At 66.2% G+C, this 15,134-nt stretch carries 13 protein-coding genes and 1 pseudogene; 2 read left to right on the top strand and 12 right to left on the bottom strand.

From position 1 onward, the window contains the following. Positions 1–59: 59 nt before the first annotated feature. The 7 genes from E8F12_RS00640 to E8F12_RS00610 all read right to left on the bottom strand — a co-directional run bounded on the left by E8F12_RS00640 (position 60) and on the right by E8F12_RS00610 (position 6,478). Complete coding sequence (locus tag E8F12_RS00640) at positions 60–407, bottom strand: Na+/H+ antiporter subunit G (RefSeq protein WP_280323348.1); 348 nt, start codon at positions 405–407, stop codon at positions 60–62. Beyond that, on the bottom strand, positions 404–673 hold the full coding sequence (locus tag E8F12_RS00635; protein WP_280287434.1) for a K+/H+ antiporter subunit F: 270 nt from the start codon (positions 671–673) through the stop codon (positions 404–406). Before E8F12_RS00635 ends, E8F12_RS00640 begins: the two co-directional genes overlap by 4 nt. Further along, entirely contained in the window at positions 658–1,158 is a 501-nt protein-coding gene (locus E8F12_RS00630) for a Na+/H+ antiporter subunit E (RefSeq protein ID WP_280323347.1), read from the bottom strand. Before E8F12_RS00630 ends, E8F12_RS00635 begins: the two co-directional genes overlap by 16 nt. Further along, complete coding sequence (locus E8F12_RS00625) at positions 1,155–2,654, bottom strand: monovalent cation/H+ antiporter subunit D (protein ID WP_280323346.1); 1,500 nt, start codon at positions 2,652–2,654, stop codon at positions 1,155–1,157. Before E8F12_RS00625 ends, E8F12_RS00630 begins: the two co-directional genes overlap by 4 nt. Further along, a complete protein-coding gene (locus tag E8F12_RS00620; protein WP_280323345.1) occupies positions 2,651–2,986 on the bottom strand; it encodes a Na+/H+ antiporter subunit C in 336 nt (111 codons plus the stop codon). Before E8F12_RS00620 ends, E8F12_RS00625 begins: the two co-directional genes overlap by 4 nt. Further along, the gene (locus tag E8F12_RS00615; RefSeq protein ID WP_280323344.1) at positions 2,986–5,781 is read right to left on the bottom strand and encodes a monovalent cation/H+ antiporter subunit A; all 2,796 of its coding nucleotides are present in this window, start codon (positions 5,779–5,781) and stop codon (positions 2,986–2,988) included. Before E8F12_RS00615 ends, E8F12_RS00620 begins: the two co-directional genes overlap by 1 nt. A 232-nt stretch (positions 5,782–6,013) precedes the next feature. After that, positions 6,014–6,478, bottom strand: coding sequence for a glycine zipper 2TM domain-containing protein (locus tag E8F12_RS00610; RefSeq protein WP_280323343.1), 465 nt, complete (start codon positions 6,476–6,478; stop codon positions 6,014–6,016). A 158-nt stretch (positions 6,479–6,636) separates the two neighbouring features. On the opposite strand from E8F12_RS00610, the gene E8F12_RS00605 reads away from it, so the two are divergent. Then, positions 6,637–6,876, top strand: coding sequence for a hypothetical protein (locus E8F12_RS00605; RefSeq protein WP_280323342.1), 240 nt, complete (start codon positions 6,637–6,639; stop codon positions 6,874–6,876). 7 nt (positions 6,877–6,883) lie between these two features. On the opposite strand, the gene pdxH is transcribed toward E8F12_RS00605, so the two are convergent. The 5 genes and pseudogenes from pdxH to dinG form a co-directional block, all read right to left on the bottom strand. After that, a complete protein-coding gene (pdxH, locus tag E8F12_RS00600; RefSeq protein ID WP_280323341.1) occupies positions 6,884–7,531 on the bottom strand; it encodes a pyridoxamine 5'-phosphate oxidase in 648 nt (215 codons plus the stop codon). A 99-nt stretch (positions 7,532–7,630) separates the two neighbouring features. Beyond that, positions 7,631–8,182: pseudogene (locus E8F12_RS00595) on the bottom strand (OmpA family protein); the annotation flags it as partial. 233 nt (positions 8,183–8,415) lie between these two features. After that, positions 8,416–9,564 carry a serine hydrolase domain-containing protein gene (locus E8F12_RS00590; RefSeq protein WP_280323372.1) on the bottom strand — a complete coding sequence of 383 codons (1,149 nt, stop codon included), beginning with the start codon at positions 9,562–9,564 and terminating at the stop codon, positions 8,416–8,418. Between the two features lie 83 nt (positions 9,565–9,647). Then, positions 9,648–12,041, bottom strand: a complete 2,394-nt coding sequence (locus tag E8F12_RS00585; RefSeq protein WP_280323340.1) for a beta-galactosidase — start codon at positions 12,039–12,041, stop codon at positions 9,648–9,650. Between the two features lie 169 nt (positions 12,042–12,210). Next, complete coding sequence (dinG, locus tag E8F12_RS00580; protein ID WP_280323339.1) at positions 12,211–14,355, bottom strand: ATP-dependent DNA helicase DinG; 2,145 nt, start codon at positions 14,353–14,355, stop codon at positions 12,211–12,213. A gap of 99 nt (positions 14,356–14,454) precedes the next feature. Here dinG and E8F12_RS00575 point away from each other — a divergent pair, with 99 nt between their 5' ends. Next, positions 14,455–14,919 (top strand): CopD family protein, encoded by a 465-nt coding sequence (locus tag E8F12_RS00575; RefSeq protein WP_280287423.1) that lies wholly within the window; start codon positions 14,455–14,457, stop codon positions 14,917–14,919. The last annotated feature ends 215 nt before the right edge of the window (positions 14,920–15,134 follow it).

The following is a 15,134-nucleotide window of genomic DNA, read 5'->3' as shown; positions in this document are numbered from 1 at the left end:
AGTCTAGGCGGGCGCTCCCCGCCCCAGACAGGCACAGCGAGCTGGAAAAACTGTAGCGCTCACTGGTCCCAGGGCTTACCGCGGGTCTTCGGGTCCAGGGGCAATTGCTGCAGCACCGCAGCCTTGGCCAGCATGTAGGCGCTGACCGGCGCACTGATGAAGAGGAACAGGCTGATCAGCAGTTCGTGCAGGCTGAGGCCGTCACGGCCGGCCGAGAAGAACACCAGCGAAGCCAACACCACGCCGCCGACCCCCAGGGTGGTGGCCTTGGTCGGGCCGTGCAGGCGCATGAAAAAATCTGGCAGACGGTACAGCCCGAGGGCCCCGATCAACACAAACAGGCTGCCGAGGATCAACAGCAGCGAGACGAGTATTTCCACCCAGAGGGCCAGGGGTTCGCCGGTCATTCGATGATGTCTCCGCGCAACATGTATTTGGCCACTGCCACCGTGCTGACGAAGCCCAGCACGGCGATGAGCAACGCCACTTCGAAGAACAGCTCGCTGCCCTTCCAAATGCCATAGAGCATCAGCATCGCGATGGCGTTGACGTAGAGGGTGTCCAGCGCCAGCACGCGATCCGGCAGACAGGGCCCCTTGATCAGCCGGGCCAGGGCCAGCAGCAACGCCAGGCCGAGCATGGCCAGGCACAGCGGGATCACGTAGGCGAGCATGGGAATATCTCCTTCAGCGGCGCCTCGTAGCGCGTCTTGATCTCGGCCACCATGGCGGCCTTGTCCGGCACATCCAGACCATGCACCAGCAAGGTCCGGCGGTCGGCGCTGAGGTCGGCGGCGAGCGAACCCGGCGTCAGCGACACCACGCTCACCAGCACACTGATGGCCAGCTCGTTGTCCAGCTCGATGGGCACCTCGACGAAGGCCGGGCGCAGCGCCTCGACCCGGCCCAGGGTCAGCCGCGCCACATGGAAGTTGGCCACCAGCACGTCGCCTATCACCATCAGCAGGAAGCGCATCAGCTTGAGCAGGTGCCAGCGCTTGGGCCGCTCGATCAGCAGCGGCTTGAAGCAGAAGGGAATCACCCAGCCGAGAAAACCGCCCAGCAGCCAGTGGCCAAAGGCGAACGAATCCACCAGCAGCAGCCAGACCAGCAGCAGCAGCAGGCTTTCGGCGGGATGAGGAAAGAGTCGACGCATCATGCTCCGGCCTCCCCGAGAATGCCGCGGTACAGGTTCAGGTCATGCAGCTGCGCGGCGCTGGCCTGGGCGTAATCCAGCAGCGGCTGGGCGAAGGCCACCAGGACGATGCTGCCGGTCAGCAGCAGCAGGGTGGCGAAGAGCCGGCCGCCATCCAGTTCGGCGCTGCCGAGCATGGTGTTGCCAGTGCGCCAGAACAGGGTGCTGCCGGCGCGGCTCAGGGCGACCAGGCTGATGAAGCCACCCAGCAGCAGTACGCTCCACAGCGGCAGCGCCCCGCCGCCGGGCGGCACCGCCTGGAGCAGCAGGAGCTTGGCGAAGAAGCCCGACAGCGGCGGCAGGCCGGCGACAGCGATGGCGCCGAAGAAGAAGGCGGCGCCGAGGATGCGCGGATTCTGCAGCGCCGGGCCCTGCACCAGGTTGCAACCCTTGTCGCCGCGCTGGCGGCTGACCAGGTCGGCGAGCAGGAACAGCGCGCCGGCCACCCAGGTGCTGTGCAACAGATAGAAGAGCGCCGCGCCCTGGGCCTCCGGCGTGCCTAGGGCGATGGCCGCCAGCAGGGTACCGGCCGACACCACCACCAGGTAGGCCAGCAGGCCCTGCAGGGTGGTAGCGGCCAGGGCGCCGAGGGCGCCGACTATCACGGTGGCCAGGGCCAGAGGCCAGAGCCAGGCCTGGGCCAGGTTGGCCAGCTCGCCGGCCTCGGGGCCGAAGACCAGGCTGTAGACCCGCAGGATCGAGTAGATGCCCACCTTGGTCATGATCGCGAAGAGCGCCGCTACCGGCGCGCTGGCGGCGGAGTAAGCGCGCGGCAGCCAGAAGTACAGCGGCAGCAGTGCCGCCTTGAGCGCGAACACCAGGAGCAGGAGCAGCCCGGCGGCTGCCAGCACCGGCGCCTGGTCCGGTCCGGCGGCGGCCACCTGGCGGGCCATGTCGGCCATGTTCAGGGTGCCGGTGATGCCGTAGAGGGTGCCGACCGCGATCAGGAACAGCGCCGAGCCGGCGAGGTTGAGGATCACGTAGTGCAGGCCCGCCCTCACCCGCTCCGCGCCGCCGCCATGCAGCAGCAGCGCATAGGAGGCGATCAGCAGGATCTCGAAGAAGACGAAGAGGTTGAACAGGTCGCCAGTGAGGAAGGCACCGTTGATCCCCAGCAGCTGGAACTGGAACAGCGCATGGAAACGCAGCCCGGCGCGGTCGTCGCCACGCACGGCGTAGAGCACTGCGGCGCTGGCCAGTACCGCGGTGGCCAGCAGCATCAGCGCGGCCACGCGGTCCAGCATCAGCACGATGCCGAACGGCGGCTGCCAGCCACCCAGGGCGTAGACCCGCAGCTGGCCGTCGTCGGCCTGCTGCATCAGCAGCAGGGCCAGCGGCACCAGGGCCAGGGTGGCGAGCACCGACAGGCTGCGCTTCAGGAGCTCGTTGGACGGCAGCACCAGCAGCAGGCCGCCGGCGAACAGCGGAATCAGGATGGGCAGGATTTGCAGGTGATTCATGGCGACGACTCCCCGTTGGGGCGTCCGTCGACATGGTCGTTGCCCAGGTCGCCGACGCCGCGCAGGGCCAGTACCACGACGAAGGCCGTCATGGCGAAGCCGATGACGATGGCGGTCAGCACCAGGGCCTGGGGCACCGGGTCAGCGTACTGGACATCACGCCCGAGCACCGCGGCCTCGCCGGTAAGACGGCCCATGGCGAAAAGGAACAGGTTGACGGCATAGGACAGCAAGGTCAGCCCCAGCACCACCGGGAAGGTCCGCCCGCGCAGCAGCAGGTAGACGCCGCAGGCGGTGAGCAGGCCCAGGGTCACGGCGAACAGCGCCTCCATCAATGAACCTCCTTGATCGCGGCGGGGGCCAGGCTCACCCGCCCCAGGTTGACCAGCACCAGCAGGGCGGAGCCGACCACGGTGAGATAGACGCCGAGATCGAACAGCATGGCGGTGGCCAGCTCGAATTCACCCACCAGCGGTAATTCGAAATGGCCGAAGGCGGTAGTGAGGAAACTGTGCCCGAAGAACCAGCTGCCAAGGCCGGTGAGACCGGCGATCAGCACCCCGGTACCGGCCATGCGCTGGTAGTTCAGCGGCATGCGCTGCTCGACCCAGGCGATGCCGCTGGCGATGTACTGCAGCACCAGCGCCACGGAGGTGATCAGCCCGGCGATGAAGCCACCGCCCGGCAGGTTGTGCCCGCGCAGGAAGATGAACACCGAAATCAGCAACGCCAGCGGCAACAACAAGCGCGACAGGGTCTCCAGGATCAGCGGGTGTTTCGCATGGGCCCAGCGGCGGCCCTGCGGATCGCAGGTGGGGTTGGTCAGGCGGAAGCCGGAAAGCATGGCGAAGATGCCCACGGCGGCGATAGCCAGCACGGTGATCTCGCCCAGGGTGTCGAAGCCGCGGAAGTCCACCAGGATCACGTTCACCACGTTGCTGCCGCCGCCACCGGAAAGGCTGTTGGCGAGGAAGAATTCGGCGATGCCTGTATAGGGACGGGTCAATACGGCGTAGGCCAGCAGGGCAACCATCACGCCCACGCCGCAGGCCAGGACGAGGTCGCGCAAGCCGCGCAGGCTGGAGCTTTCCCCCGGTGTGCGGGACGGCAGGTAGTAGAGCGCCAGGATCAGCAGCACCAGGGTCACCACTTCCACCACCAGTTGGGTCAGGGCCAAGTCGGGTGCCGAGAAGCGGGCGAAGGCAAGGGCCACCAGCAGGCCGGCAACGCCGAGGATCATCAGGGATATCAGGCGCTGGCGATGAAAGATCGCCGTCAGCACGCCGGAGAGGGACAGCACCACGAGGCCGAGGGCGGTGATGCCATCCAGCGGTGTCAAGGGACGCGAGCCGGCGATCTGCGGCAGCGGCGCCAGGGAGACGGCCACCAGGACCAGGGCGCTGCCCAGCAGCCAGGCCAGGTAGCGCTGCAGCGAGCCATTCTCCAGATGCCCGGTGAGCCAGCGGGCCATGGCTGTGACGCGCTGCACCTGCTGCTCGAAGACCTCCTTGGCGTCGGTGTCGGGCAGGCCGGCGTACCAGCGGAACAGCGGCTTGCGCAGTACGTAGACGAGCACACCGCCGATCAAGGCCGCCACGCTCATGGCCAGCGGCAGGTTGAAGCCGTGCCAGATCGCCAGGCTGTATGCCGGCAGTTCACCACCGAGGCTCGCGGAAGCAGCCGCGGCCAGCAGGGGCGCCACCGTATACCCCGGCAGCATGCCGACCAGCAGGCAGAGGAACACAAGGATCTCCACCGGAACCTTCATGTAGCGCGGCGGCTCGTGGGGCGGGAACTTGGGCAGGGACACCGGCTCGCCGTTGAAGAAGACGTCGTGGACGAAGCGCAGCGAGTAGGCCACCGAGAACACCCCGGCCAGGGTCGCGGCCGCCGGGACCACCCAGCTGAAGCTACCCAGGAGGTCCTGCTGCAGGGTCTCGCCGAAGAACATCTCCTTGCTCAGGAAGCCGTTGAGCAACGGCACCCCGGCCATCGCCAGCGACGCCACCATGGCGAGGACCGCGGTGTGCGGCAGGTACTTCCACATCCCGTTGATCAACCGCATGTCGCGGCTGCCGGTCTCGTGGTCGATGATTCCGGCAGCCATGAACAGCGAGGCCTTGAAAGTGGCGTGGTTGATGATGTGAAACACCGCCGCGACGTTGGAAAGCTGAGAATCCAGGCCGAACAGCAGGGTGATCAGGCCCAGGTGGCTGATGGTCGAGTAGGCCAGCAGGCCCTTCAGGTCGTGCTGGAACAGCGCCATTGCCGCGCCTAGCACCAGCGTCGCCAGGCCGCTCAGGCTGACCAGGTAGAACCAGAGGTCGGAGCCGGATAGCGCCGGATAGAGGCGCGCCAGCAGGAACACACCCGCCTTCACCATGGTGGCGGAGTGCAGGTAGGCGGATACCGGGGTGGGCGCCGCCATGGCGTGGGGCAGCCAGAAGTGGAAAGGGAACTGCGCGGACTTGGTGAAGGCGCCCAGCAGCACCAGGACCAGGGCCAAGGGGTAGAGGCTGTGGGCGCGGATCTGCTCGCCCGCCGCGAGGACCTGGGTCAATTCGAAGCTGCCGGCCATCTGCCCCACCAGCAGCACCCCGGCCAGCAGCGCCAGGCCACCGCCGCCGGTGACCGCAAGGGCCATGCGCGCGCCCTTGCGCGCATCGGAGCGATGGCCCCAGAAGCCGATCAGGAGGAAGGACGACAGGCTGGTCAGTTCCCAGAACACCAGCATCAGCAGCAGGTTCTCGGACAGCACCACCCCGAGCATGGCGCCCATGAACAGCAGCAGGAAGGCGAAGAAGCGCCCCATGGGCTCTTCTTTCGACAGGTAGTAGCGGGCGTAGAGGATGACCAGCAGGCCGATGCCGAGGATCAACAAAGCGAAGAGAAAGCCCAGGCCATCGAGGCGCAGGCTGAAACTCAGGCCGAAACCGGGCAGCCAGGGCAGGACCAGCTTCAATGTGTTGCCGGCGAAGACGCTATCGGCCTGGAACAGCAGCAGGATCAGGCCGCTCAGCGGCACCAGGGCGGCGACGCCCGCGCAGAAGGTACGGCCATGGCGCTCGGCCAGTGGTGGAAGAAGAGCCCCGAGAAAGGGCAGCGCGACAATCAGCGCCAATATCATCCATAACTCCCCTAGGTCAGCGCCATCTCACGTCAAAGGCTGGAAATGGCAGGCGAAAAAACCTGGCGATTATCCATTACTATCGATTGATCGCGATAGATTGAATTATTTCAAAACACTAGCGAGGCCGGAAAACGCCCAGCCCAAGGCGCGGCAGACTTGAAGGACTGCCGCCCCGGGAAACAGGACTGGTACGGGAAAGAGCAGCTGTCCCGATCGGGACAGCTTAGCTTCAGTGGCTGACGCGGCTGGTGCCGTTGACCGTCATGATGCGCACGCGCTCGCCAACGCGGAAAGTTTCGTTGGGCGCCACTTCCTGGACGTAGGCGCGCATCGAGCCATCGTCCTCGCGTACGGTGATCTCGACGCCCTGGGTACGGGTCACACCCTCCTCGGTCGCAGCACCCAGCAAGCCGCCGGCAACCGCGCCGACCACGGCCGCGACCGCGCTGCCGCGTCCATGACCGATGGCGCTACCACCGATACCGCCGACCACCGCACCGGCACCAGCGCCGATCGGCGTCTTGGTGCCTTCGATCTTCACCGGGCGCAGGGATTCGATGGTGCCCATGCGCACGGTCTGTACTTGCCGAGCCTCGTCGCGGGAATAGGTGTCACCGGTCAGACTCGACTGACAGCCACCCAGCGCCAGTGCCACTGCCGTGAAAGAGGCCACCAGCAGAACGGGTTTACGCATAGCATTTCCTCCATATTGACTACCTATCCATTAGACTCCGCGCCGGGAAGGCTGTCACCTGACGCGCCGATCTCCTCAGCTTGCGTTCAGCTTGAATTCAGCTTCCTGACGGCAACGGAGATTTGTCCCAAGACCTCCCTGTTACCCAAGGTTAGCCCATGGACTACTTCATCATCTTCATCACCACCGCCGCCGGCCTCTACTTCCACTGGTGGCTCTACGTCCGCATCAAACGCTGGATGGACCGTGACCTGGCGTTATCCCTCGCCGGGGGCGACAAGGCCAAGCAGGCTTTCATGCTGGAACAGCTGGCCCTGGCGCGCGGAGCTGGCGTCAAACGGCGTCAACTTCCCGACTGGCTGCGCCAGGCCTCCAACGGCTACCCGGCGCAGGACTGACCGCGTCTCAGGGCGCCAGGCGCTCGCGCACCCAGGCACCGTCCAGCAGGCGGTAGTTGAGGCGGTCGTGCAGGCGGCTCGGCCGACCCTGCCAGAACTCGATGCGTTCGGGCAAAAGGCGATAGCCGCCCCAATGCGGTGGGCAGTTGGGCGCCTGGTCGAGGAAACGTTGTTCGGTTTGAGCCAACAGGGATTCGAGTTCGCTGCGGTCGTGGATTACTCGGCTCTGGGGCGAAGCCCAGGCACCCAGGCGACTGCCCAGGGGCCGTACCTGGTAGTAGGCGTCGGATTCGGCCGGGGTCACCCGCTCCACCCGCCCCTCGATGCGCACCTGGCGCTCCAGGGCCGGCCAGAAAAAGGTCATGGCGGCGCAGGGATTGGCGGCAAGCTGCTCGCCCTTGGCGCTGTCGTAATTGCTGAAGAAGGTGAAGCCCCGGTCATCCAGACCCTTGAGCAACAGCACCCGGCAATGCGGGCGGCCGTCGGCATCCACCGTGGCGAGGGTCATGGCATTGGGTTCAACCGGCAATTGCTCGGTCTTCACCGCATCGCCGAACCAGCTCTGGAACAGACTGAAGGGCTCAGCGGGAGCCTGCTCCTCGCTGAGCCCGTCACGGGTGTAGTCACGGCGCATATCGGCCAGGGTCTGGGTCATGGTTGGCGATCCTGAGTGCGGAAAGCCAATAGCTTACCCAAGCCCGACCTAATTGGTTTGATCTGCCGCAACAGCCTCCGTCGCTACGAACGGCTTGCTGTACTGGGCGATCAGCGCCACCAGGGTGTTCTGGGGTGTCAGGATCATCTCTACGCGACGGTTGAGGGCGCGGCCCTGCTGGCTGTCATTGGCCGCCCGCGGCATATCCGAGCCCAGTCCCTTGAGATACAGGCGATCACGTTGCAGGCCGCTGAGGCGGAAAATAGCGGCCACCGCGCCTGCACGCTCCTGACTGAGTTTGCGGTTGGCGTCGGCTTTGCCGGAGCTGTCGGCATGGCCAAGCACCAGCACTGCGGTTTTGGCATCGCCCTCCACCAGCTTGGCCACCCTGGTGATGGGACCCAGCGTAATGGGCAGCAGCATGCTCGGGCGGTCCGGGTTGAACGACGGGTCCACCGGCATAGTCACCACCAGCACGTTCTCGCGACGCTCCACATCCAGCTTGCTGCCCTTCACCGCCTCGCGCAGGCGCGGTTCGTACTGATCGAGCCAGGCCTGGGTCGCTTTGGTGTCCACCTTGGCCACCTTGAGCGTCCGGACCTTCTGGCCAGCGCCGAAGGGCCACCACCCATGGCTGGCCGAGGCGGACTTCTGGGAATCGACGGAGGATTCGGCCTTCTGCTGGCCGGGCATGCTGCAACCGGCGGCAGTCACGCAGAGAATCAAGGTGGAAATCTTGAACAGTTTCATAGGCAGGGCTCCGTAGTTGCTGAGGGCCTCACGCCAGCACTGCAATGATGGCGATCTAATTTCGCAATTGGAGTTAAATTTTCTCGCCAACTCTTTAATCGGAAAAGAAAAAAAGGGCCTATCGGACGAGCGGATCAACCCAGGCAGCCTTTGACAACACGCGCCAGTTTCTGTGCGCGGGGATCCATCAGCACATAGGGACCAAGGGTGTTGGTGACGAAGCCGAAGGCCAGTTCGCGCTCGGGATCGGCGAAACCGCTGGAGCCGCCGGCGCCGGGATGACCGAAGGCGTAGCGCCCCATGCCATACGTGGCGTTGGCCACCTCGGCCTGTTCGAGCATGCAGCCGAGGCCGAAGCGGGTCGCGGTCTGCAGGGTGAGGTCCTCACCCAGGCTGTGCTCGCGGGTCAGTTCGGTGAGCAGTTCGGCATCCAGCAACTGGCCGTCCAGCAGGGCGGAATAGAAGCCCGCCAAGCTGCGCGCGTTGCCGTGGCCATTGGCCGCGGGTTGCTGCATGCGCCGCCATTCCGGCTTGTTGGTGCTGGTCATGATCGACGGCGGGTTGGTGAAGGCACGGGTACTCAGAGACGTGGGCTCGGTCATCATGCACTTGAGCAGGCGCTGCGCCGCGGCATCGCCCAGGTTGCCCTTGGCGCGGGCGATATGGGCGACCCGGTGGAATTCCGCGTCATCCAGGCCGACATGGAAATCCAGCCCGAGGGGCCGGGCCACTCGCGCCACTATGGATTCGCCGGGGCCTCGGCCTTCGGCGCGGCGGATCACCTCGCCCACCAGCCAGCCATAGGTGATGGGGGCATAACCATGAGCTTCGCCGGGCGTCCACCAGGGCTGTTCGGCAGCCAGGGCGTTGATCATGGCCTGCCAGTCGTAGAGGGCCTCGGCGGGCAACGCGGCACGGATCGCAGGCAGACCGGCGCGGTGGCAGAGCAGTTGGCGCAGGGTGATGCGTTCCTTGCCGGCGGCGGCGAACTCGGGCCAGTAGCGCGCCACGGGCGCGTCCAGCTCCAGCTTGCCCTCACCCACCAGCTGCAGCAGGGTCACCGCGGCGAAGGGCTTGGTGCAGGAAAACAGGTTGAGGATAGTGTCGCTGTGCCAGGCCTCCTGGCCATCCTTGTCGGCTACGCCGGCCCAGAGGTCGAGCACGGTTTCCCCGCCAACCTGCACGCAGAGGGCGGCACCACGCTCCTGTGGGTCATCGAAGAGTTCGGCGAAAGCCTCCTTTGCCGCCTCGAAGCGCAAGTCGAAATAGCCCTGGATCTGCACCGGCGTGCTCCTGTCGAAAAATGAAGGCGGCATTGTTCCAGCCTTGCCGCCCCTTGTGAACCGTGCCGAAGACGGGGCGCCCGTCAGGGCTTCCCGTTATCCTGGGCTGGCGCCGCGGCAGGTTCTGCGGGTGCTTCCGCCTTGGGCTGCTCGGCAGGCTGTGCCGGTTTGGCTGGTTCCGCCTTGCCAGGTTCTTCCGGCTTGGCGGGCTCTTCCGGTTTGGCGGGCTCAGGCTGCTTGGCAGGCTCCACAGTCTTCGTGGTTGCGGCTGGCTTCTTCGCTGCCGCGTCCGGCTGCGTGGGTTCGAGCGGCTTGTTGATTTCGGTGGCCAGGGCCAGGTTGGCCTTGCGCACCGCGCCGACGAAACCTTGCCAGGGACGGTCGGTGATACCCACCAGTCCCAGGTGGCCGTTCTCGCCATCGAGCAGGCGACCGGTGGCCGGCTGGTCGAGGTACTGGAACCAGTGGGCACCGACTATCAGCGGCTCCGCGGCGGCTTTCTTCAGGAATTTGGCATAGGCCGGGCCACGCTCCTCTTCTTTGTAGACCTCGGTCACGCCGCCCCAGAACGGGCCGCGATCGCGGGAGCCGAAGTGGAATTCGGTGATCATCAGCGGCTTGTCCAGGCGACGCAGCAGATCCACGTCCAGTCCGTGCTGCGGCTCGCGGGTATAGCGGTTGAAGCTGATCACGTCGCAGTACTGGGCGCAGGACTCGATGGCCTCGGGAATAGTGGCGGCGAACCGACCACCCAGCAGCATGTGGTTGGGTGCGTGCCACTTCATCGAGTCGGCGATGGTCTTGAAATAGGTGTCGGCATAGAAGCGCTGGAAGCGCTGCAAGTCCTCCTCGATGGCCGGGTGCTCGGGGTTCGGCAGCGGCGGCTCGAAGCCCGGGTCCTCCATCAGTTCCCAGGCCTGCAGGTCGATGCCCCAGGCCTTGGACAGGCCCTGCTGGTTGCGGTACTTGTCGCGCAATTGCTTGAGGAAAGCGCGCTTGGCCGGTACGTCGGTGGTCAGGCGCAGAGTGCCGTAGGCCAGGGCGTAGCGGGCTTTCGGGTCATTGCTGTGGCCACCCCAGGCCAGTTCGTTGTCGGCGAAGAAGCCGAGCAGCCAGGGGTCGTCGCGGTGGTCGCGGGCGGCGATGGCGATGGCGCGCTCGGCGGCCATGGCGAAACGCGGATCGAAGGGATCGGGCATGCCGCCCCACCAGTCGAAGCCGGTCTTGATGGTGGCATAGTCGCCCTGGATCGACAGCGGCAGCGTGTAGGGCATGCGCTTGCTGGTGTTGAAGGCCGGGTCGCTCCAATTGCCCAGGGTATTGAAGCCCCAGGCCTTGAGACGATCGAGGCTGTGGCCGACCCAGCGCTGCGGGTCGTTGCCGCCATAGGTTCGCTCCAGGTTGGCGCCGTAGAAGTCGTACCAGCGGCCCTGGTTGAAGGCACGGCCCTTGTTGGAATCGGTCTCGGCGCGGTTGTCGCCCTTGCCGAAGTGGCTGGCCAGGGGCTCGTTGTCCTTGGGCAGCGACTTGAACATCGCCTCGCGGCCCTCGACGTAGGTCTGGCTCAACCCGGGCGTCACCGCATTGACCCCGAGGGAGAAGAAGGGATGGCCTTCCGGGGTCACCAGGAACCAGCGCCCGCCACGCTTCTCGGTGCGGAAGAAGCCGCTGGCCTCGAAGGTCTCGCCGCCGAGCCAGCCGCCAAAGGCGTCTTGCTGCGGCAGCTTGGCGGTCCAGTCGGCCAGTTGCTTCTGCTCGTCCTGGGCGCCCTTCTTCAGTTGTTCGTCGTTTTTCACCTTGTCCGGCCAGTCGCCACGGGCGTACTGGCCATAGGCATCCATCAGGCCGTCATAGAGGGCATCGCGCTGGTCATCCTCGGCGGTGCCGAAACGCCCCAGCAGCACGTTCTGCGCAGCGTTCGGCTGGTTCAGGGAGAGGGTCACGGAGGCGACCTTGCTGCGGTCCAGTTCGCCATTGACCAGGGTCGCCGGCAGCCAGCGCTGACCGTCGCGGGTCCAGGGTACCGGCGGCGCCGCGCGCATGCCGTGGGCGTTGGGGGAAGTGGCGGCCAGCGGCACCAGGAGGGTCTGCGCCGGGCCGGCCGGCAGCGCCACCTGGGTGGTCAGGACCTTACCGTCGGTGCTTTCGATGCTGACATCCAGGGTAATGGCCCAATCCTGCGCGCTCTGGATACGCAGGCTCATGGCTTCGGCCTTGCTCCAGTCCCAGCTGCCGGCCTGTGGGACAAGGCGCAAGCTGGGCTTCTCTGCCGGGTTGAAGGTGAGCCGGCGGAGGATTTCGCCATTGGCGGTCGTTTCGGCGGTTACGCTCGGCAGGCTGGCGTCCTGGGTTACCACCTGGACCGCGTCCAGCGGGCGCACGAAGTTGAACAAGGTCTCTGCCTGGGCAGCCAGGGGGATTCCTGTCATCCCGAGGAGGATGGCCAGGACGAGGGGGCGTTTTGGTGTCGAAAGCATCGGACCTGAGTTCCCAAGAGAATGCTGTGCATAGACCGCAAAAAGTTCGTATCTCGCCAACGATGCGACAAAACGAAGCGGGACAACGCGGACGCCGGCGAGGCGCCCGCAAAAACCCCGGCATCATCGCAGATGGGGGGCGCACAGCGTCAAGGGCAGTCCGCCGGGATCAACCGATCTCGCGGCGAAACGGCGGCAGGGCATCCAGGATCGCGCGCCCATAACGCTGGGTGACCACGCGCCGGTCCAGCAGGGTGATGGTGCCGCGGTCGGCCTCGGTGCGCAGCAGACGGCCGCAGGCCTGCACCAGGCGCAGGGAGGCATCGGGCACGGCGATTTCCATGAAGGGGTTGCCGCCACGGGCCTCGATCCAGTCGGACAGTGCTGCTTCCACCGGGTCGTCGGGTACCGCGAAGGGAATCTTGGCGATCACCACGTGTTCGCAGTACGCGCCCGGCAGGTCGACGCCTTCGGCGAAGCTGGCCAGGCCGAAGAGCACACTGGGTTCTCCCTCGTCCACCCGGGCCCGGTGCTTGTTCAGGGTTTCCTGCTTGGACAGGTTGCCTTGGATCAGCACCCGCTTACGCCAGTCGCGTTCGAGGCCTTCGAACACATCCTGCATCTGCCGACGCGAGGCGAAGAGCACCAGGGTGCCGCGCGCGCCTTCCACCAGGTTCGGCAGTTCGCGAACGATGGCCGCGGTGTGGGCAGCGGCGTCCCGCGGGTCGGCCTTGAGGTCCGGCACCCGCAACAGGCCGGCGTCGGCGTGATGGAAGGGACTGGGGACCACGGCGGTGACGGCCACCTTGGGCAGACCGGCACGCATGCGGAAACGGTCGAACTTGCCCAGAGCGGTCAGGGTAGCGGAGGTTACCAGGGCGCCGTAGGCGACATTCCACAGGTTCCGGCGCAGGGTTTCGGCGGCAAGGATCGGGCTGGCATTGACCTCGATGTCATGCACCGCGCCGCTTTCTGCCAGGGTCAGCCAGCGCGCCATGGGCGGGCTGTCCTCAGGGTCCTCGGTGGTGAAGGCGGTCCAGAGCTCCCAATTACCCTGGGCGCGGGCCAGCAGGCTGCCGAAGAGCGGATACCACTCCTCGGCCTGATGGCTGGCGATGCCGATGTTGGCTTCGCCGTCCATGGCTTCCTTGAGCAGTTCAGTCAGGCGGGTGAAGACGTCGTGAAGCCTGGAGAAGCCCTTCTTCAGTTCGATGCCCAGCTCCCGCAGGTGCTCGGGCACTATGCCGGCCTCGAAACGGTGACGCGGACGATCACGCCCTTCCATGTCCTCGCCCGCATGGAAATCGGCGATCTCCTCACAGGCGTTGAACATGAACTGCTGGTGGGTGCGGAGCTCCCGCGCCAGTTCCGGCACTCCCTCGACGAGCCGGCCGAAGTCGCCCGGCAACGGGTTCTGCGCCAGCAACTTGGTGAGGTTCTTGGCCACCTGTTCCAGCCAGTCGGCGGTGGAGCGCAGACGCGTGTAGTGGGCGAAGTGGCCGATGGCCTTGTCCGGCAGGTGATGGCCTTCGTCGAAGACGTAGAGGGTCTCGCGCGGGTCCGGCAGCACGGCGCCGCCGCCCAGGGCGAGATCGGCCAGCACCATGTCGTGGTTGGTGACAATGACGTCGACCTTGGTCATGCCTTCCCGCGCCTTGTAGAAGGCGCACTGCTGGAAATTCGGGCAGTGGCGCTTGGTGCACTGGCTGTGGTCGGTGGTGACGCGGGCCCAGTCGTGGTCTTCGATCGCCTCGGGCCAGGAGTCGCGGTCGCCGTCCCAGCGGTTGCCGGCGAGACGCTCGATCATCTGGTTGAGCAGCTTCTGGCCCTTCTCGTCGACATCGATCTTGAAGCCTTCATCGGCGAACAGTTGGGCGGTGGCGCTCTGCGCCTGGCCTTCCTGCAGTAGCATGTCGAGCTTGGACAGGCAGAGGTAACGCCCGCGGCCCTTGGCCAGGGCGAAGCTGAAATTGAGGCCGCTGTTGCGGATCAGGTCGGGCAGGTCCTTGTGAACGATCTGCTCCTGCAGCGCCACGGTAGCCGTGGCGATCACCAGGCGCTTGCCGGCGGCCTTGGCCGAAGGAATGGCGGCCAGGCTGTAGGCCACCGTCTTGCCGGTACCGGTGCCGGCCTCCACCGCCACCACAGCCGGATCGCCTTCGCGGTGACCGTCATCGTCCACCGGGATGGCGCCCAGGGCCTTGGCCACCTCGGCGATCATCAGGCGCTGGCCATAACGGGCCTTGAGCCCCTTGGCTTCGAGGAAACGGCTGTAGGCGCCCTGGATCTGGGACTTGAGTTCGGTGCTGAGCATGGGAATTGGCGGGGCCGGAACGCTGGATAAATTTTCAGTACTTTAACAGGCCGGCTATCATAGCGCGCCTTCTCTTCCCCGCCGAATGGAGTTGACCGGATGACACCCCACGCCGCCCTTTATGCCCTGCACCTGCTGGCCGCCCTGATCTGGGTTGGCGGCATGTTCTTCGCCTGGATGGTCCTGCGACCTGCCGCGGTGGACGTGCTGGAGCCGCCGGCACGACTGCGCCTGTGGCTGGAGGTGTTCCGCCGCTTCTTCTATTGGGTATGGCCGGCGGTGCTGGTCCTGCCCTTCACCGGCGTCGGCATGCTGCACCTGTCGTTCGCCAGCCTGGAGGCGGCGCCGCGCTATGTGCACATGATGATCGGCCTCTACGTCGCGATGCTCGCACTGTTCCTGCGGATCAGCGCCCTGTTGCTGCCGCAACTGCGCGCGGCGGTGGCCGCCGAGAACTGGCCGGAAGGTGGCGCGGTGCTGGGTCGCATCCGCCGCGTGGTGGGGTTCAACCTGGCGATCGGGCTGGCGCTGGTGACCGTGGTCGCCATCCGCCCCAGCTTCTGATCCGGGCGCACGTCCCTGTGCGCCAGTTGTATCAGCTCAGCCGAACTAGAAACGCACGACCTTGAGGCTGCCGGACCCGCCGGCAGCACCGGCATGGCCGGGTTGCCCGGCACGGCCGCCCTTGGCTCCATCGGCCTGGTAAAGCAGGCAACCCTTGCTCGCCCCGCCATGGCCGCCCGCGCCGCCGGCGCCCGGCGCACCGCCGGCGCCGCCTT

This window comes from Pseudomonas sp. BN102, assembly GCF_029871245.1.
GTDB lineage: Bacteria > Pseudomonadota > Gammaproteobacteria > Pseudomonadales > Pseudomonadaceae > Metapseudomonas.
This window is presented reverse-complemented; position numbering and strand designations above follow the sequence as displayed.